We start from the raw sequence: 20,186 nt of genomic DNA, 5'->3' as shown, positions 1-20,186 counted from the left end.
CGAGCTGATCCGCTCGGTCAATCGCCGTGTTCGGCGCTTCGAGCAGCGCTACCTGCGTCGCGTCGACCGCGCATCCGGCGTCAAACCACTGGATCCAGACCTCACATCAGGCGATCACCAAGGGGCACCGAAACACCGCCGGACAGCTGACCTGTCTGCGCCACGTCGCCACCTACACGGCGACCACGGCCGGCCTGGGCATCCTCGTCTGGATCCGCTTCGACCTCCATATCTCGCTGGCCGGGTTGCCTGTCCGTTGTCAACGTGACGTTGAAAACGCAAGAGGCCTTCAACGTGGCGTTGAATGCCTCTGCACGGTGGCGTTGGTGTGTCGGAACTCGCTGCGGCTAGTTGGCCGGGGCGCTGGTGCCCCGTACGGGTTGGGGCGTCACCGTCCTACGACGAACCTGTCTGTGCCGGCGGAGTCGAGGACGCCTGCAGCGTTGTAGTGCACAACGTCGAGGCTTACCTCCCGGCCGAGCGAAGTTCCGCTGAGGGGGATGCAGTTCGCATCGCCGTCGAGGGGCTTCCTGTCCCAAACCTTGCCGATCAAGTATTCGGAGGGGGATATCGACCGGAGTTCCGCCTACGATTCGGCGCCCGCGACCGAGTTATAGGTACGGACGCAGAGTCTCGAGTAGTTGTAGTCGTACCAGGAGTAGCTGCCGTAGGCCTTCCACTTGCCGTCCAGGTTGGCGACCACGTCGTAGTAGTAGACCGCCGCTGCCGACGCCACGAGGTGGTCATCTCGCTTGATATCCAGTTCGACGCCCACCGGGCAGCGCGCGGCCGATGCCGTACGACGGCTGGAAACCCCTCAGCCCGTCTGGCGCGGCGACTGCGTCATCGATGTCTGGATCCGCGAAAGAGGCGAATGGCTCCGGCCTGGTTCGCGATACCACCGGCTGGTCCAGCTGGGTGCCGGCCAAGCAACTGCGCCCGGGAGGAGACATCGATGGCTAACCACCGCGGACATGAGACCCGGCTCGAAGGTGGCCCCCGCCACGGCGAGGTCTACTACGCCGAGGACTTCAAAGACCGCATCCTCGCAGCCCGGCGAATGGGCCGCACCGATCCCATCAACGATCCCGCCGCCTGGGCACTCGGCTACGAAGAGACCGGCCGCGGATGGATCTGGCGCGGCCGCAACTGCTACCCCGAGCCCCTGAACGAGTGATCGAGCCGGGTTAGCCGGCTGTCTGTCCGGAACCGGTTGTAGAGGGCAACCGGATCGGACGCACGCCGCTCCTACGACCGGATCAGCCGATGACAGGAAGTGACCGCGCGGAACGCTCGGGCCGTGTGCGGCTCAGCACCTTCTGGATCGGCTCAGCTCCTTGCCGGGGCGCCGCGAGCGGACGAAACTGAGAGGTTGCGACCACCTGGCCGGTGCTCGGGGCAGCCAGGCGCGCCGCGCAGAACGATCCCATCTATCCGAGGAGCGTCATGCGCAGGATCAACGTCGCCGCGACGGTCGCCGCGGCAGTCGCAGCACTACTTCTCCCGATGCCAGCCCAGGCCGTGCCAATCACACCCGGCGGGTCGACGGAAGTCACCGTCGGCAGCAATGACCAACTGTTCTCCCAGAACAAGCAGAACGAGCCGGGTCTGGCCGTGAACCCGGTCAACCCCGCGATTCTCGCGGCGGGAGCCAACGACAACATCGACCTGGAGGCGTGCAACGCCGGCGATGACCGCACCTGCCCGTTCACCCCGGGCGTCGGCCTATCCGGCATCCAATTCTCGACCGACTCCGGCCGCACGTGGACGCAGCCGACGTACACCGGCTTCTCGGCGCGCGTCACACCGTCCTGCCTCGGCGCACCCGACGTCGCGCCTGGCCAACCCCCGGTCGGCGACACCGGCTGCGTGCCCGATCCCAACGGCCCGATCGGCACGCTGCCCAACTACGACGTCAACGGCATGGTCTCCAACGGCGACCCAGAGCTGGTCTTCGGTCCCGTTCCCGACGCCTCAGGGAACTTCTCCTGGACCAACGGGCAGCGGCTGTACTACGCGAACATCGCCACCAACTTCCCGGGCAATCCCGGTTTTCCCGGCGCTGGAGCGATCGCGGTGTCCCGCACCGATGACCTGGCGGGCGCCATCGCCGGTGACAACGACGCCTGGATGGACCCGGTGGTCGTGACCAGGCAGAACCAGGCCCTCTTCAGCGACAAGGAACAGATCTGGGCCGACAACGCCGAGACCAGCCCCCACTTCGGCAACGCCTACGTCTGCAACGTCGGGTTCCGCGGGGCCGCCGGAGCCGAACCGGTGCTGTTCGCTCGTTCCACCGACGGCGGCGACACGTGGACCACGCGCCAGCTGTCCGCGGCAACCAACAACAACCAGACCGGCGGACGGCAGGGCTGTGCCATCCGAACCGACAGCCAAGGCGTGGTCTACGTGGTGTGGATCGGCACCGACATCCGAACGCGCCAGGGCGTCTTCTTCCAGGCCCGGTCCTTCAACGGTGGCCAGAATTTCGAGCGCCCCAGGGCCGTTGTCTCAGGACTCGGCGGAATCGGGCAGTTCGACCCCGCGCAGGGCCGGTTCACGATCGACGGCATCGCGGGCGCCCGGACCAACACCTTCCCGTCGTTCGACATCGCCAACGGTGCGCCGACCGGTGCGGACGCCACCGACCAGATCCTGCTCACCTGGTCCGACGACAGTCAGGGAACCAACCTCGAGAAGGCGTTCCTGGTGAGCTCGACCAACGGCGGCAGCACCTACTCGGCCAAGGTGGTGGTCAGCGAGGGCAGCGACCGAGCCAACTTCCCGGCGGTGGCGATCTCGCCTGACGGCACCGATGCGTGGCTGGTCTACAACGCCTGGCTCGACCCGTGGCGCAACGACACAACCTCCCCACGCCGGGTGCTGGGCGTGGTACGGCACGCCGACATCGCCGGCACGGCCCACACCGTCGGCGCGTTCACGACACTGTTGCGTGGCGCAGTAGGCGACGGGCGGGCGTCAAGCGCCAACAGCCTGACCTCAGAGTTCCTCGGCGATTACAACTACGCCGTCGCAACGCGGGACTACGGCTCCGCCGTCTGGAACGACATGCGCAACGGAGCCGTGTGCCCCGCCATCAACACCTACCGTCAGGCGTTCGTCGAAGACGTCCTGGCCGGCACCACTGAACCCATCGTCGGAGACAAGAAGGAGGACCAAGCCGCGGCCGCCGAACTGCCGGCCACGCACTCCACGGAACTGCGCCCAGGACCCAACAACGACTGCCCGGCGACCTTCGGCAACTCCGACCACTTCGGAGGAACCTTCAGCGACGACTCCTGAGCCCGTTCGAGCCGCAGCCACAACAACCCGCCGGCCGCCCAGATGGGCGACCGGCGGTAGTGGCGCCGCGCGATGGAACGCTGATAGATGGAGTCAGTGTGGTGCGGAGGGCGCGAGGTCGCGGTCGAAGTAGGCGACGGCGAGGAGGATCAGGGCAGTGGCGATGCTGACGCCGGCGTTGGTGAGGAGGTCGGAGCCGGAGCGCCTTACCGGGGAACGATCCCGCTCCGCCCCTGCCACGAGCCGTGCTCCGACAGCGGCCGGAACCGCAGGGTGGCGAACTCGTGGTGGAAGTCCCTGCGCCGGCGTTCGCCCATTGCGGCGGCATGGCGGTCGGGTTCCGGGACAGTGCTGTGGCCGTGCACCATCTCTTCCATCTGCCGTACGGACCGCCAGACCGAGAACGTAGAGATCGTCCGGGGCGGGCGCATCGCGGCCAGCGCCAGGGTGGTCCCCGGATGGTCGCGAACGAGCCGTTCCACGGGCTTGCCCCACTTGAGGAACCTCGGCACCTCCAGGAGGCGCATGCGGGCCAGCGTGACCGCGACGACGGGTTCGGCAGGGTCCCACTCCCCCGCTCTCGCCGGCAGGTCGGGCAGCGCCGCAAGCCGCGACCAACGGCGCAGGAACTGCATGCGCACGTGCCAGCCTGCACCCAACTCCCTGCCCAGGGGGTGGTCCGCCAGGAAGGTCTCGACCGCCGCCTCGTCCTCCCACCGCGCGAACATCGCCATCCGACGCAGCTGCATCCGGTCCGGCGAGACGGTCGCGGCACCTAGGCGCATCAGCGCCAGGCACTCGGCGTACCGCAACCCAGGCGTGGAAGGCACACTCGGCGCCTTCCACAGCGCCCCCACCGTCGTCGCCGGACGCAGCTCCGCCAGGTGGAACGTGAAGATCGTCATCGTTGGGCAACTCTCCCACGACTGACGCCTCGACGTACGCACTCAGGCCGACAACTGGTAGATGTCATCGCTCGCGCCACTCAAGCACCGAGCTGTAGCCGTGTGGTTAAGGTGCGTGTTCCTCCTCGGACACAGAACGAGCCGCAGGTCTACACAGATCAGCGGCTCTTTTCATTGCAAGCCCCTCCAGCCCCAGAGTCGCGGGCAGCTCGGCCAGATCGTCTCGGTCTGGGACCGCATTCATGGCTCCGAGCTCATCCACAGCCAGCCGATCTCCCCAGTGGTCAGGCGCTGCGTGCGCGGCTGCCTCAGCTAGGTCCGCAGCCCTGCCCCAACTCGACCATCTTGGGGATCGGCCTGCCGGCATCACGATCACTGGATGGAGCGTGAACATAATTGCGGATCAGCGAGTCGCGGTGATCAGCCGCCGGGTCGTCCTCCACGGCTGTGCGCAGCTCCTCCACCCGGTGGCGGTAGGCCCGGCGGGCAGCCGAATCGAGCAGCTCACCAGGTGTCGCCAGTTCCGCATCCCAGGTTGAGAACCGACCCCAGTCCCACAGGTGGCACGGTGAGGGAAGGACGCTACGAGCCGGCGGTAGCCGGCGGCCGCAACCTTCGCCCGTCGAGCTGACTTTGGTCAACCCCTTTCAGTCAGCTTCGTCGAACCAATTGAGCGCTCGCCGCCACACCTCGGCCGCGGCATGCGCGTTGAAGCGCGCCCCGGTGTCGTTGAAGAACGCGTGGTTGGCTTCGGTAAATGTCAGCAGCTCGTGCTTGAGCCGGGCGGCCTCGAGTGCCGCCTTGGCTGCGGGGATGGTCGCGTTGACGCGCGTGTCGAGGCCGCCGTACACCCCGAGCACCGCCGCGCGGGAATCCTCGAGGTTGCCGCCCTCCGGGAACGGTCCGTAGAACGGCGCGGCCGCGGCCAGGCGTGGTTCGCCTGCGGCCAGCAGGCGCCACACCATCGCGCCGCCGAAGCAGAAGCCGATCGCTGCCAGCTTCTTCCCACGGACGCGGCGCTTGAGCTCGGACACGCTCGCCTTCATGTCCTCGTCGAAGCGCTCCGGAGGAATCGCCGCGAGCGCCGCCGCCACCGCGGCCTCGTCCGGGAACGCCCCGGTGCCGCCCTCCTCGGAGAGCAGGTCGAGCGCTAGCGCGGAGTAACCGCTCGCGGCGAGCCGGCCGGCGACCGTACGGATGTGCTCGGTCAGGCCGCGGTTCTCGTGGATGACGAGCACACCGCCGCGCGGCTTGGCCGCGGGTGCCCAAGCCGCCATCAGTGGCACGCGCGGTCCCGGGAACGTGATCGACTCGCGGGCGACGGGCGCCCACCTCGTCTCTGAGCTGCTCTGCTTGCCGTGATCGGTCGCCTTACCCGGTTCGGCGGCGGCCGTTGGAGCGGCCGTGAACGTCGCTAGGAGCCCTGTCGCCGCGGTCCCGGTCACACCGAGCAAGCCGAGGCGCCGCACCGCCTCCCTCCGCGTGATGATGCCGTCGGCGAGGTCTTCCCCGACCTCCTCCGCGAGATACTTCTGGATCTCAGTCATCGCCCCTCCTTGGCAAATTCTGTGGCCACTACCCAATGTAGAACGGCTGCCGTCGACGATTGGTTCAACGTGGCGTCGCGAGCCTGATCAGAGGTCGACCGACGCCACCCTCGTTTTTTCGTTGTAGGAGATTCTCAGCCGCAGAGCTTCGTACAGCTCTGCTAGATCGCCCCGATCCGCTGTATCCAGCACCAGCTTCATCTCCCCTAGCTCGTCGACCATCGCCCGGATCTCCGTGCTGCTCAGACGCTCGGTCGGCTGTAATGAATCGATACCAGCTTCCGCGGCCCGCTTCTCGGCTACCGCAGCGTTGTACTGACTCGTCAACGCCTCCGGCTCCCAGCCGGCCTCCAACGCCTTCGGCAATCTCTGCATGGTCGACTCAGCAGCCGTGATCCGCTGCCTGAACGCGGCTTCAGCCGCCTCCGGCGGGTCTAGCTCGCCTTGAGCGTTCGCCAGAATTCCGACAGTCCCGTCAAGATGATGTCGGGCATGGCAATGGCCGGCGAGATGCCGAACCGCTCGAGTGGCCTGCGCCTTACGTCGGGATCGTGCGTGTACGCCGCGCGCGACGCGTCGGAGCAGAGGGTTGGACTGATTGGTGATCCCGTCGACCACCCAGCCATGGCTAAGGCTGAAAGCGGCGCACTAGCGGCTTGCAGTAGCTCCGATTCCGTGGCGTCGCCTTCTTCCCCGTCGTGTTAACACCTAGAGTCGTGAGAGGTTCCTACGGGCCCGGTCGTTGCGGGTAGCCCGATCGAACTCACCGCCACGGCGACCGAGATCCTGGGCATCTCCACCGTCGAGGTACTCACCGGGCCCGTCGACATGAGCGTCATCCTGAAACATGTGCAGTTGCCGACGGAGACCGGAATCACCCCATGGCCACCACCGGCGGCGGCCACCACCGTGCTCCAAAACGTCACCGCAGGTCTCGCTACAGCGCCCAACGCCGGCGCGCTCGAGGACTGGATCGCGTCGATCTCTGGAAGCGTGCCGATCGGGGTACATGACATCGCCGACCAGATCCAGGTCTATCTGCGCTGGCGACTCACCGAGCTGCCCAGCGGCAACGTGCTCCAAGATGTTGCCGTGGTGAGCGGGACGCTCGACGCTCAGGCGGTGACGATCGCGCTGCCCCCAGTGCTCACCGAGCTGTCCACACCCAATTTCGATCCGGCCGCGGGGACGGTCGCTCGGCGGCTCGGCGTGCAGCTCGTCGTTCGCGGAAGAGTGGGCACGACGTTGGACACGGGTGAGATCACGCTTCCGGCTGGACACGGTGAACACGGCAGCGGGCCTCACGACCTGGGCGACCGGAACCCAGGGCCTGTACTCGACTGCCACCGCACTCGCCCACCGGGTTCCGTTGACCAGCCATGTCGGATTCCTTCACCAGGACGGCCATGAGGACCTTGGGCACTACAACTTCATCCCTGTGAAGTGGTGGCCGGATACCGATATCGAAGACAGAGGCTCGAGTGCGCTGGTGATCTCGGCCACCCGGGCCATCTCCTTCTTCGAACACAATGACTACGGCGGGGAGGAGTTGACCCTCGACGCCGCCGACGGTCGGCGGGTGTTTAGGTGGTGCGGCGGTGCGCCAGTTGCATGTGTCCGTTCCCGAATCGGACCCGCCCGGCTGCGTCTCAACGACGGGCGCCCCAGGCGGCAGTTGGGGCGACAGAATCTCGTCGTACCGGTGGGCGCCGATTCCCGGGCCGGAGTAGCCCGGCCCGCCCTGGCGCCGAGTCCGTCCATGCGCGTGGCCGGGTCAGGCGAGAGTGACCTCGCGGCGTTCGACGTGGTGCACTGGACGTACTAGGGCGGACCGCTGGGGGTGCTCATGTCAGGCGACCTTGTGGGGAGGGACCGAGAGCTCGCCGCGCTCACCTCATGCCTGGAGGCGGCCCGAGGGGGGCGGCCCCAGCTCGTCGCCTGTCGCGGTGAGCCCGGCGTGGGCAAGACACGGCTCGCCCGGGCGCTGGTCGGCTCGGCCCGGGGAAGGGGCTTCCTCACGGGCTACGGGACGGCACCCGAGTCCTCTGGCGCACCGCCGTACTGGTGCTGGTGGCAGGGTCTACGCGGTATCGACGAGGTCATCGGGCTCGACGAGCTGGCTCGGGAGCGAGGTCTAGGGCTGCAGCTGTCGGGACTCTGGGGCGCCGCCCAGCCAGCGCTGGGCGCCACCCCTGAGGACCGGTTCCGGCTGTTCGACGCCATCGCTCGTCTGCTGCGGGTCGTGGCCCAGCACTCGCCACTGCTGGTGGTGCTCGACGACATGCACTGGGCCGACGACGCCAGTCTCCGGCTGCTCCAGCACGTTGCGAAGGGGATGGAGAACGAACGGCTCATGCTCCTGGTCAACGCACGCCAGCAGCCCGCGGCCGGTGACGTCGACGTCCTTGCCGGGCTGCTGCGCGAGCAGGTCGCGACTGAGCTTCCGCTCAAAGGGCTGGACCGGCCGGCGGTCCGCCAGCAGCTTCTCCGAATCCCCGGGCTCACCGTCGACGACGACCTGGTGGGTGAGGTCCAGACGTCGACGGGTGGAAACCCGTTCTTCGTCGGCGAGGTCGGCCGGGCGCTCGCCGGCGGGCCAGTACGTCCTGGTCGGACTCCCGTCGCCGCGTCGATACTGGCGGCGATCGCCGAGCGACTCGGCGGCCAGACACAGACCGGGGCGGAGGTGGTCCGGGCCGCAGCCGTGCTCGGCGAGGAGGTGTCTGTCTCTGACCTCTCCCGGCTGGCGGGTGCTGAGCCGGCGGAGATCGTACGGCTGCTCGGCGAGGCGCAGCGAGCTGCGCTGCTCCAGCCGTCGGACGACCCCGGACGGTGGCGGTTCGCCCACGCGATCGTGCGCGACGCGGTCCTGGCGGCGCTCCCCCCGGAGCATCGCGCTCGGCTCCATCGCCAGGCCGCGGACGCCCTGGAGGCACGTTTCGGCGACTCGCTGGGAAGCCACGTCTTCGATATCGCCCACCACCGTGCGGAGGCGGCAACGGTCGGTGGCGGCGGTCTGGTCGCCTCCGCCTGGCTCGAGCGTGCCGCCGACCGGGCGATGAGCCAGCTCGCCTTCGAAGACGCCGCGATGCTGCTCCGCCGCGCCTTCGCACTGGCAGAGGCCGACTCGCCTCCCGCCGAGCGTGCCCGGCTGCTGCTGCGGATCGGTCGAGCCGACAACCTCTCGGGCAACCTGCCCGGCCGGCTCCAGGCGTGCATGGACGCCGCGGACATCGCCCGGGAGGTCAGGCGACCGGACCTTCTCGCGGATGCGGCTCTCGTGATGGAGGTGACACCAACCGCCCCGGGCTACGACGTCGTGACTCGCAGGATCTGCCAGGAGGCACTGCGGGCCATCGGCCCTGAGCCGACGACGACGCGCGCGAGGCTTCTCGCGAGGGTCGTCGAGACCTACGTGTTCAGCAGGGAGCTCGAGACGGTCGCCGCGGAGAGCGAGGAAGCGCTCGCGATCGCGACGGCCTGCGATGACAGCGCCGCCCTGGGTGCGGCGATGGGAGCGCGCCGGCTCGTCTGCGCGGGACCTGTGGGTCTGACCGAGAGGGAGCAGCTCGCCGCGCGGATGCTCGAACTCGCCGCTCGCGAGGGCGATGCCTCGATCGAGCTGGCGGCTCGCCTGTGGCAGATCGACGTGTCGTTCGAGCGCGGCGACCTGCGGCGGGTGGCCGACGAGGTCGACGCCATGGCGCGGTGCGCCTCGTCGCTGGGCTGGCTCACGGCCCGCTTCGAAGTCGTCCGATGCCGGGCGGTTCTTGCGCAGGCGCAGGGCCGGTACGCCGACGCGCTGCGGCTCGAGGACGAGGCATTCACGCTGATCGGGCCGACGGGTATGGAGGCCGGCCCGGTGCTGCGTTCGGGGCTGCTGACGGTGATCGGCCGGCATCTCGGCCCGGACCGGCGGTCAAGGGACGCGAACGCGCTGATCGCCGAGAACCCGGAGCTGCTGCGGTTCATCGGGCTGATCGCCCATGTGGCCGCAGCCCACAATTACGTGACGGCTGGTGAACTCGACCAGGCGGAGCGCCTGTATCGCGCCTGCGGACCCGTCGAGTCCTGGCGGCCACCACCTCACGTCGTACTCCTGGTCGACGCCTTCGGCATCGCGGTCGCTGACGCACTCGGCGACACCAGCGACCGAGGTCTTCAACCGTGCGATGGAGGCGAAAGCACAGGCCGACATCGGAGCCGTGCTGTCCGCCTACGACTTCCGCCCGTTCACGACGGTCGCCGACATCGCCGGCGGGCGTGGCCATCTGCTCCGCGCGATCCTCGAGGCGGCTCCCGACGCGCGGGGCATCCTGTTCGAACTGCCTGGCGTGGTGGACTCCCTGCCGGAGCCCGACGCCCGCCTCAGCTACCACCGCGGTGACTTCTTCGCCGACCCGCTGCCGCGGGCAGACTGCTACCTGCTCATGGAGATCGTCCATGACTGGGGCGACCACGACGCGATCGCGATCCTGCGTGCGATCCGCAGCGCGGCTTCGTCGGGCGCGACCCTGCTGATCATCGAGGGGATCCGTGACGAGGCTGCCGACGACCCCCGCGCAGCCACGCTCGACGTGATCATGCTGGCGGTCACCGGCGGGCGGGAGCGTACGCCGGCCGAGCTCGGCGCGCTGCTCGACGCAGCCGGCTTCCGCCCCGAGGCCCTCATCGAGACCGCCGGCGCCATGAGGATGCTCAAGGCCCTGGCGGTCTGACCAGGACGTTTGAACAGGTCCGTTTCGATACACAGGAGGAGACATGCAACCCGACTCCCCGGCCGAGGTCCGGCTCGCGCCACCGCCCCCGCCATGGGTGCTGCGGACGATGAACCACGTGATGCGACCACTGCTCGCCTCGCCCCTCGGCCAACGGTTCACAGGCGTCATGCTGCTGGAGTTCCAGGGCAGGCGCAGCGGCCGCACGATCAAGGTGCCGGTCAACATGAATCTCGTGGACGACGTCGTCACCGCGTTCACCAAAGCACCGTGGCGCCACAACTTCGAGAGCCGCAGCCCTGTGACGCTGACCTACCGCGGCCAGGCGCACCGTACGCACGGAACGCTCGTCCGGGTGAGCCCGGAGGAGATGGCAGCCGCGGTCCGCAAGTCGCTGGACACCGGCGGCTCGGCGCAGCGGATGGGGATCCGGAGCCCGAAGGGACATGAGCCGACCGTCGCTGAGCTCGCAGCCTTGGGCCCGGCCCTCGGCAGCTCGCTGATCCGCTTCGACCTCGGGCCACTCACCGACACCTGACATCAGGTGGCCGGGATAAAAACCGCGTTGACCCTTCACACACTCTTCGATCTCCTTCAGTCGCGGTTCCAAGACCAAGGCCTACCGCACAGAGGGCGCATCCACGTGCCGCTGGTAGCTGCTCTTCTCATTAGCACGTCGATTGCTCCAGAAGTCTGACTTCACTCAGTGCTCGTCCGATATCAGAGATCAATCCATGTGGTTAAGGTGCGTGTTCCTCCTCGGACACAGGTAGTGCAAGACGCGGGCAAGGCTGAGAACACATCAGCCACCCGCGCTTTTTCGTTCTAGGACACCTTCAGCCGTAGAGCGTCGTACAGGTCCGCTAGATCGCCACGATCCGCTGTATCCAGCACGAGCTTCATGTCCCCCAGCTCGTCGACCATGGCCCGGATCTCGGTGCTGGTCAGAAGTGCTGTCGGCTGTAACGAATCAATACCAGCTTCCGCCGCGCGCTTCTCCGCGACAGCAGCGTTGTACTGGCTCGTCAGCGCCTCCGGATCCCAGCCCGCCTCCAGCGCCTTCTGCAGTCTTCGCATGGTCGACTCGGCCGCTGCTAGTCGCTGCCGGAACGCGACCTCAGCGGCCTCCGCCGGGTCCGGCTCGCCATGAGCGTCGGCCAGAATTGCAACAGTCTCATCAAGATTCTCCGGACTGAACAGCCGGGAAATCCACTCGTTCACCCCGCCCGCCAAATGGTCCTCCCGCAGATAGACCGTCGGCGGATGCTCCACCGCCGTCAATGTTCCCGGGACCAGGGTCCGCGCCGCGCACCGGTAGAAGGTCGCGTGCTTGCGGCGGGCCCCTTCCATCTTCCGCCCGCACGATTCGTGACTGATCGCCCCGCGGAACAAATACGGCACCCGCGCCACTGCTCGTGTTCGTGGCTGCGAGGCCCGCGCTGACATGCTCGAGCCGCGGCGGGCCCTCATCTCAAACTGAACCCGGGTGAAGTCCTCAACCGAGATAATCTCGGGATGAGCGGGCTCGCGGGACCGAACGATCTTCGACTGCGCCGAACGCCGGAACCGCACGACGTGACCCGCCGCGACATCGTCGGGATCCAGCAGCTCCTCAACCTTCTGCCATCTCCCGTAGATCGCGTACCCGGTGTATCGCGGGTTGTCGAGAATGGCCTTCACCGTCGAGTGCTGCCAACCGTCACCAGCACGGTGTCGGTTCTGACGCGGCGTATGGGCCGACGGACACGGCACCCCCTCACGATTCAACTGCTCCGCGATCGCCTTCAACCCCAGACCCGCGAGGTACATCGCAAAGATCCGCTCAACCACCGGCGCCGCCACCTCGTCCAACGCCAACACTCGGAGCCGATAACCCTCCTGAGCCTTACGCGGATTCGGGTGCGGCCCAGCATCAACCACATATCCGTACGGCGCCCGCCCACCTTGATGCTTGCCGTCGATCAACACCGGCGCCGCCATCGCAGCCCGCACCCGACGCTGAACATGCTGACGCTCACTCTTCGACAGACCACCACTGATGGTCATCGCCATGTCGTGCACCGTGTTCTCAGGATCGAACCGACCACCAAGGCTAGGAATCCACAGCGACACTCCATAGCGATCGAACCTCGGCCACGTAAGGCTGAACTGGTTACCGAACCAACACCGCGTGGCTTCCCCCACCACCAGCCCGTCCAACCATGATTCGGGTCCTTGAGCGCGGCCAGGATCTCGCCAGACCGACTCCGCCGCTCCCACGGCACCTAATCACCGCTTTACCGGCCAAGACCTTCTACCAAGTTGCAGCATTCCTCAAAATGGCTCGCGACCTCGCCGTACGCCCCGACAGGCATGCTGACATCGCCGACTATTTGCCATCATCGGCCGCCCATTGAGGTGAGCTAAGAGGTGAGCGCCGAGGGGCCCACGGCTCGCCCTGCAAATGCTCCTGAGGGCTCCCAGGTCATCTCGTTGAACAGCCCGGAGATCGCGAACAGGGCTCTGCGGCTGTCAGGGTCGTTGTGGGCGGCGATGTCGCCCTTTGCGATTGCAATGGCCGGAGGAGTACAGGATCGGCGGCTGCGGCCGTCGCGACGAAGGCCAGTGCGGGGGCATCGATCACCAGTGCGGTGATCGATGCAGGCGACGCCATGACCTGCGCTGCGTTCGCGGCGCCAAGTGTCCACAGCGTTCCCCGGCGGTCGAGCAGGCGACGACGACGGATGTGGAGTGCTCGGTCGGCAAGGGCGCGTGGTTTGCGTTCGTTAGAGTGCAGGCGTGAGCGCGCGAGTAGTAGCCGACGAAAATGGCATCTGGACAACGGAATCTGGGGGCACTCACGGGTTCTCCTGGCCGGAGATCGCGGGCGCGGGCGTGTATGTGTTGGAAGTTCCACCAAACGATCAGCGCGTGCTGACCGTCGAGATCGATCATGTCTCCGGCGAGTTCCTGACGATCACCGGTGATTTCGATGGCTTTGCGGAAGCAGTTGCCGCAGTCGCTGCTCGCATGGGCTGCGTGACGCCCAACCTGGCGGCGCTGACTCCCGCTGACGATGTCGTTCAGGTCCGGCCTGCTGGCTGATGGCGCCGATGTCGCGCGGTTAGCCGGTGTACGGGGCGATGGGTGACAAACCGTCGCGGTCAGTCGAGGTCGGCGACGGTTTCTACCTCGGCTGTTTTGCCGGCGACGATGAGGATGTCGCCGCGGTGGACGACGGTGTCGGCGGTGGCGTAGGTGAATCCTTCGCCGGGGCGTTTGACGCCGACCACGGTGACGCCGTACTTGGAGCGCAGCCGGCTCTCGCCCAGCGGCCGGTCGTAGGTCTGGGTTGGCGCGATGGTTTTGACAATGGCGTAGTCGTCTTCGAACTCGATGAAGTCCAGCATCCGCCCGGTGACCAGGTGCGCGACGCGTTCGCCCATGTCGTGTTCGGGCAGCACGACGTGATGGGCGCCGATGCGCTCGAGGATGCGGCCTTGCTGCCGGTTGGTGGCCTTGGCCCAGATGTTGGGGATGGCGAAGTCGACCAGCAAGGCGGTGGTCAGGATGCTGGCTTCGAGGTTGCTGCCGATGCCCACGACAGCACGTTCGAAGTCCGGCACACCGAGCTGGCGCAGAGCCTCCTCGTCGGTGGTATCGGCGACAGCGGCGTGGGTGACCTCGTCGGAGATGGCCTGGACGCGACGCGGATCGGCGTCGATGCCGAGGACCTCGTAGCCACCGCGGGCGAGCTCGCGGGCCAGCGAGCTGCCGAAGCGGCCGAGCCCGATCACGACGATCCGCGATGTCCGGTTGGGGCGCTTTGTGTCAGCCAACGACGGGTCTCTCCTCAGGTAGTTCGTAGCGGCGTGGACGTTCTCTGATCGCGAGCGCCGAGGCCATGGTGATCGGTCCGAGCCGGCCGATGAACATCAGAGCCATCAAAACAAACTGTCCCGCGACCGGAATCTTCGCGGTGATGCCGGTGGACATGCCAACGGTGCCGAAGGCCGAGATGGTCTCGAACAGCACGTCGTCCAGTTTGAACGATGTCATGGCGAGCAGAGCGAAAGTTCCGGCCATGACGGTGCCGACGCCGAGCAGCGCCACGGTGAGGGCCTGGCGCTGGACCTGGCCGGGCAGGCGCCGGTTCAGCACGTGCACGGTGGGCTCGCCGCGGATCTCGGCGAGTATCACGAACGCCAGCAGTGCGAAGGTGGTCACCTTGATGCCGCCCGCTGTGCCGGCGCTCCCACCGCCGATGAACATCAGCACGTCGTTCAGCAGCAGCGTGGTCGGCTCCAGTTGGGCCACGTCGAGGCTGTTGAAGCCGGCGGTCCGGGGCATCACGCCGTGGAACAGGCCCACCAGCAGCTTGTGGTGCAGATCCATCGCACCGAGCGTGGCTGGGTTGCGCCACTCGGTCACTGTCACCGTGGCGGCCCCGATGACCAGCAGGCCGCCGTACGTGGCCAGCGTGATCCGGGTATGCAGCGACCACGGCCGGCCACGCCCCTCCCGGCGACGGCGCCGCAGTAGCTCCAGAACGACAGGAAAGCCGAGGCCGCCGATGATGATCCCAGCGATGATCGGGACGCAGATGAACGGGTCGGTGGCGAACCCGATCAGGCTGTCGCTGTAGAGGGCGAACCCGGCGTTGTTGTACGCCGAGATCGAGTGGAACACCCCGAGGTAGACCGCGCGGCCGAACGGTTCGTCGTACCCGAGCCCGAAACGCAAGGCCAGCAGAACCGCGATGACGGCCTCGACAGCGAGGCTGAGCCGGATCACGCCGCCCACGACCTGGCGTACGTCGCCGAGTCCCAGCGCCTTCGTCTCAGCCTGAGCCGACAGTTGCATCCGCAGGCCAAGCCTGCGCGCTACCAGCATCGCGAGCACCGAGGCCAAAGTCATGACCCCGAGTCCGCCGATTTGAATCAGCCCGAGGATGACGCCCTCGCCGAAGCCTGACCAGTACGTCGGGGTGTCCACCACGATCAGACCGGTGACGCACACCGCTGATATCGCGGTGAACAGTGCCGGCACCACGCCGGTCGATTGCCCTTCAGCCGAGGCCACCGGCAACATCAACAACACCGTGCCGAGGACCGTCACCCCTGCGAACCCAGCCACCACCAGCTGGCCAGGATGGCGCCACTTCATCCATACCTCCGTCACGCGATGCCCCGCCGGAGCCTACTCGGTCAAGTGTCATCGGTTGCACCATCGCCGTCCCTTGCCGCGAGGCACTACGCCACCGCGACATGCCGGTGAATCGTCGGGTGTTAGAGGTTCGTCAGAAGCCGCTCGCCCCTGGGCTATCGCGGTTACATTGGCAGATGCCCTTCCCGACACTGTTCTGGATCATCGCCGTCATCCTGGCCGTTTCCGGGCTCGTCGCGGTGCTGCGACGTCGAACTATCGTGGGCGGCATCCTCATCGTTGCTGGGTTGGTTCTGGGCCCTTGTCAGCGGCAGCTATATCGACTGACACACGTCAGCATGAGCCGCCCCGTCCCTGTGGGTTCGGGCGAGCTCGAGATTGAGCACCCGGCACCCTGGGCACCTACTCACCTGAAGTGTGGCCTGCTAACGGATCTCCCACGGCACTCGCACAGACCTCTCACAGCTCCGTCAGAAGGACTCGTCAGAGCAGCCTTGCACTTAGTTCAACCAGCTGGCTGAGTTGGCTGCCGAGCGGGAACTGGCCCGGCAGGGATTCCCGGCCACCGTCCTCGCGGCGCATCGAGTGCGGTTCAAAGAGACGGCTCTGGAGACTGGGAGCGGAGCTGGGCACGGCCCCGAAGTGAGCGCTGGCCGCGCGTCCTCGCTCTCGAGCGGACGTCAGGGCTCGAAGCGGTAGCCCATCCCTGCCTCCGTGAGGAGATGCGCCGGCCGGGCCGGGTCGGCTTCCAGCTTTCGCCGCAGCTGAGCCATGTAGAAACGTAGATTGCCGCTGGCTGTCTCGTAGCCCGGGCCCCACACCTCGGTCAGCAGTTGGCCCTGGGACATCAACTTGCCGGGATGACGGACCAGCACCTCCAGCAGATGCCACTCCGTTGGCGTGAGCCGGATGTCCTCACCGCCCTCCTGCACGACTCGCCTGGCGGACAGGTCGACCTTTATGTGGCCGAAGGCAACCACCGGCTCATCGGGAACGAAGGTGCTTCGCCGCAATAGCGCGCGCAACCGGGCCAGCAACTCGTCGATACCGAACGGCTTGGTGATGTAGTCGTCGGCACCCGCGTCGAGCGCTTCCACCTTGTCCGAGCTGTCCGTACGGCCTGACAGCACCAGGATCGGCGCCTCGGTCCAGCCGCGCAGCCCACGGATCACGTCGATACCGTCGAGGTCTGGTAGCCCAAGGTCGAGGATGACCAGTTCCGGCGGATGTTCCGCCGCCACCGATAGCGCCGCCGTACCGGTCGCGGCAGTGTGCACCTCGTAGCGCCGGGCCTTCAGGTTGATCTCCAACGCGCGCACGATTTGTGGTTCGTCGTCGACAACCAGCACCCTGGTCATGCCTTCTCCCCCGTTCCCAGAGCGGGCCGTTCACGCCTGCCCGGCACCGGCGCGTCGACTGCTCTGGACTCGGCCTTGGGCAGCGAAACGATCATGGTGAGCCCGCCGCCGGGTGTGTCCTCCGGCTGCAGGGTGCCGTTCATCGCCTCGGTCAGTCCGCGCGCGAGGGCCAGGCCGAGCCCGACCCCGGTGGTGTTGTCGGTATCTCCGAGGCGCTGGAAGGGCGCGAAGACCCGGTTGCGATCGGACCGCGGAATACCCGGCCCGCGATCGACGACCCGGATCTCCACGACATCGCCGAGTGCGCTCGCCGTCACCAGCGGCGGCCGGCCTGGAGGCGAGTAGCGGACCGCATTCGCCAGCAGGTTCGCGAGCACTCGTTCCAGCAGAGCTGGATCGGCCTCGACCAACGGAAGCCCGTCGGGAATGTCCACGACGACATCGCCGAGGTCGCCCAATAACCCGGGCATGATCTCGTCGACCGCCAGCGGCCGGGCGAAGACGGCCAGTACGCCGGCCTGCAGGCGGCTGAGGTCGAGCAGGTTGTCCACCAGCCGACTCAGGCGATCCAGAGATTCGTCAGCCGTCGCGAGCAATTCGTGCCGTTCCTCATCGGTCCACTCGACGTCCGAGCCGCGAAGGCTGGTCACCGATGCCTTGGCCGACGCCAGCGGTGAACGCAAGTCATGTCCGACGGCCCGTAGCAATGCCGTACGGACCTTGTCCGCCTCGGCGAGCGGCTTGGCTTCCGCGGCCGCTTCGGTCAGCCGGGTCCGGTCGACGAGCGCGGCGGCGTGGTCCGCGAAAGCGCCGACCAATCTCCGTTCGTCCGCCGCCAGCGAACGTCCTTGCAGCACCAGCACCAGGTCGTCGCGGGCCGGGATCTCGGCGTCCCCGTCCTCCGGACGCCGGCAGGTCGCCGTACCGGCTGAGGCGATCGGTTGCCACGTCTCGGTGAGTTCGTCGGTCTCCAGCCGTTCCATCAACACCGCGCAGGTCATGCCGAAGGCCTCGCGGACTCGCTCCAACAACGCGGGCAGGGCAGTTTCACCGCGGAGGACGTTGCCCGCCAGGGTCGCGAGCGTCTCGGACTCCGCGGCGGATCGGGCCGCCTCCCGGGTACGACGCGCGGCTCGGTCGACCACTGAGCTGACCATCGCGGCGACCAGCACGAAAATCGCCAACGCCAGCACGTTGTTGGGCTCTGCGATCGTGAAAGTGCCAGTCGGCGGGGTGAAGAAGTAGTTCAGCACCAGCGAACCGCCCACGGCAGTAACCAGGGCCGGCCAAAGGCCCCCGACCAGCGCGACCACCACCACGCCCAGCAGGAACGCCAGCACGTTGCTGGTCAGGTTGAGAGTGTCACCGCCGAATCCGAGCAGCACGGCCAGCACCGGCGGCAGGACCACGGCGAGGACGAAGCCGTACACCTTCCGCCGTCGCGAGAGGCTTCCTCCCAGCCGTGGGAGCCGACCGCGGCCCATCTCCGAGTGCGTGACGATGTGTACGTCGATGTCGCCCGAGTCGCGGATAGTGCCCGCACCGATACCTGGTCCGGTCAGTAGCGCCGCCAACCGGGAACGCCTGCTACCACCGAGCACTAGCTGGGTCGCGTTCTCTGCCCGGGCAAACGCGAGCAGTGAAGCTGGTACGTCGTCACCGACTACCTGGTGATACGTACCGCCCAGACTTTCCACTAGCCGCCGCTGGTTCGCTAGCGCGGTGGGGTTGGCTCCGGTCAGACCGTCCGACCTGGTGACATGCACCGCCAGTAGGTCGCCACCCGACGATCTGGCGGCAATACGCGCTGCTCGACGGATCAGGGTCTCCCCCTCGGGACCGCCCGTCACGGCGACTACTACCCGCTCCCGCGCCTCCCAGGTCGAGTCGATGTCGTGCTGGGCCCGGTACTGCTGCAGGCCCGCATCGACCCGATCCGCCAGCCAGAGCAGCGCCAGCTCGCGGAGAGCCGACAGGTTGCCGACGCGGAAGTAGTTGCTCAGAGCCGCGTCGATCTTGTCCGCCGCGTACACGTTGCCGTGAGCCATCCGGCGGCGTAGAGCCTCTGGCGTCATGTCGACCAACTCGATCTGGTCAGCGGCCCGTACGACCACGTCCGGAACGGTCTCCCGTTGCGGGACGCCAGTGATCTTCTCGACCACGTCGTTGATCGATTCCAGGTGCTGGATGTTCACCGTCGAGATGACGTCGATGCCCGCGGCAAGTAGTTCGTCGATGTCCTGCCAGCGCTTGGCGTTCCTACTGCCCGGCACATTGGTATGCGCCAACTCGTCCACCAGCGCCACTTCAGGCCGCCTGGCCAGCAGAGCGTCCAGGTCCATCTCGGTAAAGCTCGCACCGCGATGGTCGAGGATGCACCGTGGCACCACCTCCAGGCCGTCGAGCATCTCGGACGTGTGCGCCCGGCCGTGGGTCTCCACGAAACCGACCACCACATCCGTGCCACGTTCCCGCCGGCGTTGCCCCTCGCCAAGCATCTTGTACGTCTTGCCGACACCTGGTGCCGCGCCGAGGTAGATCCGCAGATGCCCGCGAGTGCTCATCCAAACCTCAACTCAATTCGGCTAGATCGCGGTTGAGAGTCACAACGTTGACAGTGGGCTCACCCAAGAACCCAAGAGCGCGGCCCTTCGTATTCTCCTTCACCAGCTCCTGAACCGTGGCAACGGCGAGACGACGCTCACGCGCGACCCGATTGACCTGCAGGGCGGCGTACGCCGGACTGATGTGCGGGTCGAGCCCACTGCCGCTGGCGGTCAGTGCGTCCGCGGGAACCTGCGACGGGTCGACTCCTTCCAGCGTCGCGACCGTCTTTCGCCGCTCCTCGATCGCCGCCAACAGGTCCGCGTTGTTCGGCCCATACTGCGACGCCGCGCTACCCATCGCGTCGTACTCGACAGCGGACGGCCTGGTCTGGAACCACAGCGGATCCGCCTCCATCACCGGGTTACCCTCATCGTCCTTGGCGCCGGTATCACGGGTATAAGCCTGCCCGACCAGGTCGGACGCCACATCCTTGCCATCGACCTGTACGACGCTGCCGTTCGCGTTGGCCGGGAAAATGGCCTGCGCGGCGCCGGTCATGACCAGTGGGTAGATGACGCCGAGCAGAATGGTCAGCGCGACCATGCCCCGGATTGCGACCCCGAACTGGGCCAGCGTCCCTCTTCGATTACTTGCCATTTCTCT

General features: G+C 67.1%; 18 protein-coding genes and 1 pseudogene. 9 read left to right on the top strand and 10 right to left on the bottom strand.

Annotation, left to right across the window (positions count from 1 at the left end; genetic code table 11):
• Positions 1-586: 586 nt before the first annotated feature.
• Positions 587-736, bottom strand: a complete 150-nt coding sequence (locus OG394_RS04905) for a hypothetical protein (RefSeq protein ID WP_328993672.1) — start codon at positions 734-736, stop codon at positions 587-589.
• 219 nt (positions 737-955) lie between these two features.
• Between OG394_RS04905 and OG394_RS04900 the strand changes: the two genes are divergently transcribed.
• Together OG394_RS04900 and OG394_RS04895 are read left to right on the top strand one after the other, a co-directional pair.
• Entirely contained in the window at positions 956-1,177 is a 222-nt protein-coding gene (locus tag OG394_RS04900) for a hypothetical protein (RefSeq protein ID WP_328993671.1), read from the top strand.
• 269 nt (positions 1,178-1,446) lie between these two features.
• Complete coding sequence (locus OG394_RS04895) at positions 1,447-3,303, top strand: hypothetical protein (protein ID WP_328993670.1); 1,857 nt, start codon at positions 1,447-1,449, stop codon at positions 3,301-3,303.
• 206 nt (positions 3,304-3,509) lie between these two features.
• Here OG394_RS04895 and OG394_RS04890 read toward each other — a convergent pair whose 3' ends face one another.
• The 3 genes from OG394_RS04890 to OG394_RS04880 all read right to left on the bottom strand — a co-directional run bounded on the left by OG394_RS04890 (position 3,510) and on the right by OG394_RS04880 (position 6,373).
• Positions 3,510-4,208 carry a hypothetical protein gene (locus OG394_RS04890; protein ID WP_328993669.1) on the bottom strand — a complete coding sequence of 233 codons (699 nt, stop codon included), beginning with the start codon at positions 4,206-4,208 and terminating at the stop codon, positions 3,510-3,512.
• A 647-nt stretch (positions 4,209-4,855) separates the two neighbouring features.
• Complete coding sequence (locus OG394_RS04885; protein ID WP_328993668.1) at positions 4,856-5,755, bottom strand: dienelactone hydrolase family protein; 900 nt, start codon at positions 5,753-5,755, stop codon at positions 4,856-4,858.
• Between the two features lie 87 nt (positions 5,756-5,842).
• The gene (locus OG394_RS04880; RefSeq protein WP_328993667.1) at positions 5,843-6,373 is read right to left on the bottom strand and encodes a hypothetical protein; all 531 of its coding nucleotides are present in this window, start codon (positions 6,371-6,373) and stop codon (positions 5,843-5,845) included.
• Between the two features lie 210 nt (positions 6,374-6,583).
• Between OG394_RS04880 and OG394_RS04875 the strand changes: the two genes are divergently transcribed.
• The 5 genes and pseudogenes from OG394_RS04875 (at position 6,584) to OG394_RS04855 (ending at position 11,011) form a co-directional block, all read left to right on the top strand.
• Complete coding sequence (locus OG394_RS04875) at positions 6,584-7,165, top strand: hypothetical protein (RefSeq protein ID WP_328993666.1); 582 nt, start codon at positions 6,584-6,586, stop codon at positions 7,163-7,165.
• A 28-nt stretch (positions 7,166-7,193) separates the two neighbouring features.
• A complete protein-coding gene (locus OG394_RS04870) occupies positions 7,194-7,580 on the top strand; it encodes a hypothetical protein (protein ID WP_328993665.1) in 387 nt (128 codons plus the stop codon).
• Positions 7,581-7,601: 21 nt separating this feature from the next.
• Positions 7,602-8,102: pseudogene (locus tag OG394_RS04865) on the top strand (ATP-binding protein); the annotation flags it as partial.
• A gap of 1,825 nt (positions 8,103-9,927) precedes the next feature.
• Positions 9,928-10,473 carry a methyltransferase gene (locus OG394_RS04860; protein WP_328993664.1) on the top strand — a complete coding sequence of 182 codons (546 nt, stop codon included), beginning with the start codon at positions 9,928-9,930 and terminating at the stop codon, positions 10,471-10,473.
• A 43-nt stretch (positions 10,474-10,516) separates the two neighbouring features.
• Positions 10,517-11,011 carry a hypothetical protein gene (locus OG394_RS04855; protein ID WP_328993663.1) on the top strand — a complete coding sequence of 165 codons (495 nt, stop codon included), beginning with the start codon at positions 10,517-10,519 and terminating at the stop codon, positions 11,009-11,011.
• A 287-nt stretch (positions 11,012-11,298) separates the two neighbouring features.
• On the opposite strand, the gene OG394_RS04850 is transcribed toward OG394_RS04855, so the two are convergent.
• Complete coding sequence (locus tag OG394_RS04850) at positions 11,299-12,525, bottom strand: recombinase family protein (protein WP_328993662.1); 1,227 nt, start codon at positions 12,523-12,525, stop codon at positions 11,299-11,301.
• Between the two features lie 726 nt (positions 12,526-13,251).
• On the opposite strand from OG394_RS04850, the gene OG394_RS04845 reads away from it, so the two are divergent.
• Positions 13,252-13,557, top strand: coding sequence for a hypothetical protein (locus tag OG394_RS04845; protein ID WP_328993661.1), 306 nt, complete (start codon positions 13,252-13,254; stop codon positions 13,555-13,557).
• Between the two features lie 59 nt (positions 13,558-13,616).
• Here OG394_RS04845 and OG394_RS04840 read toward each other — a convergent pair whose 3' ends face one another.
• Positions 13,617-14,291 carry a potassium channel family protein gene (locus OG394_RS04840; protein ID WP_328993660.1) on the bottom strand — a complete coding sequence of 225 codons (675 nt, stop codon included), beginning with the start codon at positions 14,289-14,291 and terminating at the stop codon, positions 13,617-13,619.
• Positions 14,284-15,618: a TrkH family potassium uptake protein gene (locus OG394_RS04835; protein WP_328993659.1), complete on the bottom strand. Its 1,335-nt coding sequence runs from the start codon at positions 15,616-15,618 to the stop codon at positions 14,284-14,286. The genes OG394_RS04840 and OG394_RS04835 overlap by 8 nt, the downstream gene beginning before the upstream one ends.
• A gap of 101 nt (positions 15,619-15,719) precedes the next feature.
• On the opposite strand from OG394_RS04835, the gene OG394_RS04830 reads away from it, so the two are divergent.
• Positions 15,720-16,139, top strand: a complete 420-nt coding sequence (locus tag OG394_RS04830) for a GPGG-motif small membrane protein (protein ID WP_328993658.1) — start codon at positions 15,720-15,722, stop codon at positions 16,137-16,139.
• Positions 16,140-16,298: 159 nt separating this feature from the next.
• On the opposite strand, the gene OG394_RS04825 is transcribed toward OG394_RS04830, so the two are convergent.
• Genes OG394_RS04825 through OG394_RS04815 form a run of 3 tightly spaced genes read right to left on the bottom strand, consistent with a single transcriptional unit; the run spans position 16,299 to position 20,180 of the window.
• Positions 16,299-16,976, bottom strand: a complete 678-nt coding sequence (locus OG394_RS04825; protein ID WP_328993657.1) for a response regulator — start codon at positions 16,974-16,976, stop codon at positions 16,299-16,301.
• Positions 16,973-19,540: a sensor histidine kinase gene (locus OG394_RS04820; RefSeq protein ID WP_328993656.1), complete on the bottom strand. Its 2,568-nt coding sequence runs from the start codon at positions 19,538-19,540 to the stop codon at positions 16,973-16,975. The genes OG394_RS04825 and OG394_RS04820 overlap by 4 nt, the downstream gene beginning before the upstream one ends.
• A gap of 7 nt (positions 19,541-19,547) precedes the next feature.
• On the bottom strand, positions 19,548-20,180 hold the full coding sequence (locus OG394_RS04815; RefSeq protein WP_328993655.1) for a potassium-transporting ATPase subunit C: 633 nt from the start codon (positions 20,178-20,180) through the stop codon (positions 19,548-19,550).
• Between the last annotated feature and the right edge of the window lie 6 nt (positions 20,181-20,186).

Source organism: Kribbella sp. NBC_01245, assembly GCF_036226525.1.
Lineage (GTDB): Bacteria > Actinomycetota > Actinomycetes > Propionibacteriales > Kribbellaceae > Kribbella.
Note: the sequence above shows the minus strand (reverse complement) of the source record. Positions and strands in the feature narration are given on the sequence as shown.

Bases quoted from the DNA above. Each gene is read 5' to 3' on its own strand.
- OG394_RS04900 (WP_328993671.1), top strand. From the start codon at position 956: ATGGCTAACCACCGCGGACATGAGACCCGGCTCGAAGGTGGCCCCCGC.
- OG394_RS04825 (WP_328993657.1), bottom strand. From the start codon at position 16,976: ATGACCAGGGTGCTGGTTGTCGACGACGAACCACAAATCGTGCGCGCG.
- OG394_RS04890 (WP_328993669.1), bottom strand. From the start codon at position 4,208: ATGACGATCTTCACGTTCCACCTGGCGGAGCTGCGTCCGGCGACGACG.
- OG394_RS04875 (WP_328993666.1), top strand. From the start codon at position 6,584: ATGAGCGTCATCCTGAAACATGTGCAGTTGCCGACGGAGACCGGAATC.
- OG394_RS04860 (WP_328993664.1), top strand. From the start codon at position 9,928: ATGGAGGCGAAAGCACAGGCCGACATCGGAGCCGTGCTGTCCGCCTAC.
- OG394_RS04820 (WP_328993656.1), bottom strand. From the start codon at position 19,540: ATGAGCACTCGCGGGCATCTGCGGATCTACCTCGGCGCGGCACCAGGT.
- OG394_RS04895 (WP_328993670.1), top strand. From the start codon at position 1,447: ATGCGCAGGATCAACGTCGCCGCGACGGTCGCCGCGGCAGTCGCAGCA.
- OG394_RS04830 (WP_328993658.1), top strand. From the start codon at position 15,720: ATGCCGGTGAATCGTCGGGTGTTAGAGGTTCGTCAGAAGCCGCTCGCC.
- OG394_RS04815 (WP_328993655.1), bottom strand. From the start codon at position 20,180: ATGGCAAGTAATCGAAGAGGGACGCTGGCCCAGTTCGGGGTCGCAATC.
- OG394_RS04850 (WP_328993662.1), bottom strand. From the start codon at position 12,525: ATGGCGATGACCATCAGTGGTGGTCTGTCGAAGAGTGAGCGTCAGCAT.
- OG394_RS04885 (WP_328993668.1), bottom strand. From the start codon at position 5,755: ATGACTGAGATCCAGAAGTATCTCGCGGAGGAGGTCGGGGAAGACCTC.
- OG394_RS04855 (WP_328993663.1), top strand. From the start codon at position 10,517: ATGCAACCCGACTCCCCGGCCGAGGTCCGGCTCGCGCCACCGCCCCCG.
- OG394_RS04835 (WP_328993659.1), bottom strand. From the start codon at position 15,618: ATGAAGTGGCGCCATCCTGGCCAGCTGGTGGTGGCTGGGTTCGCAGGG.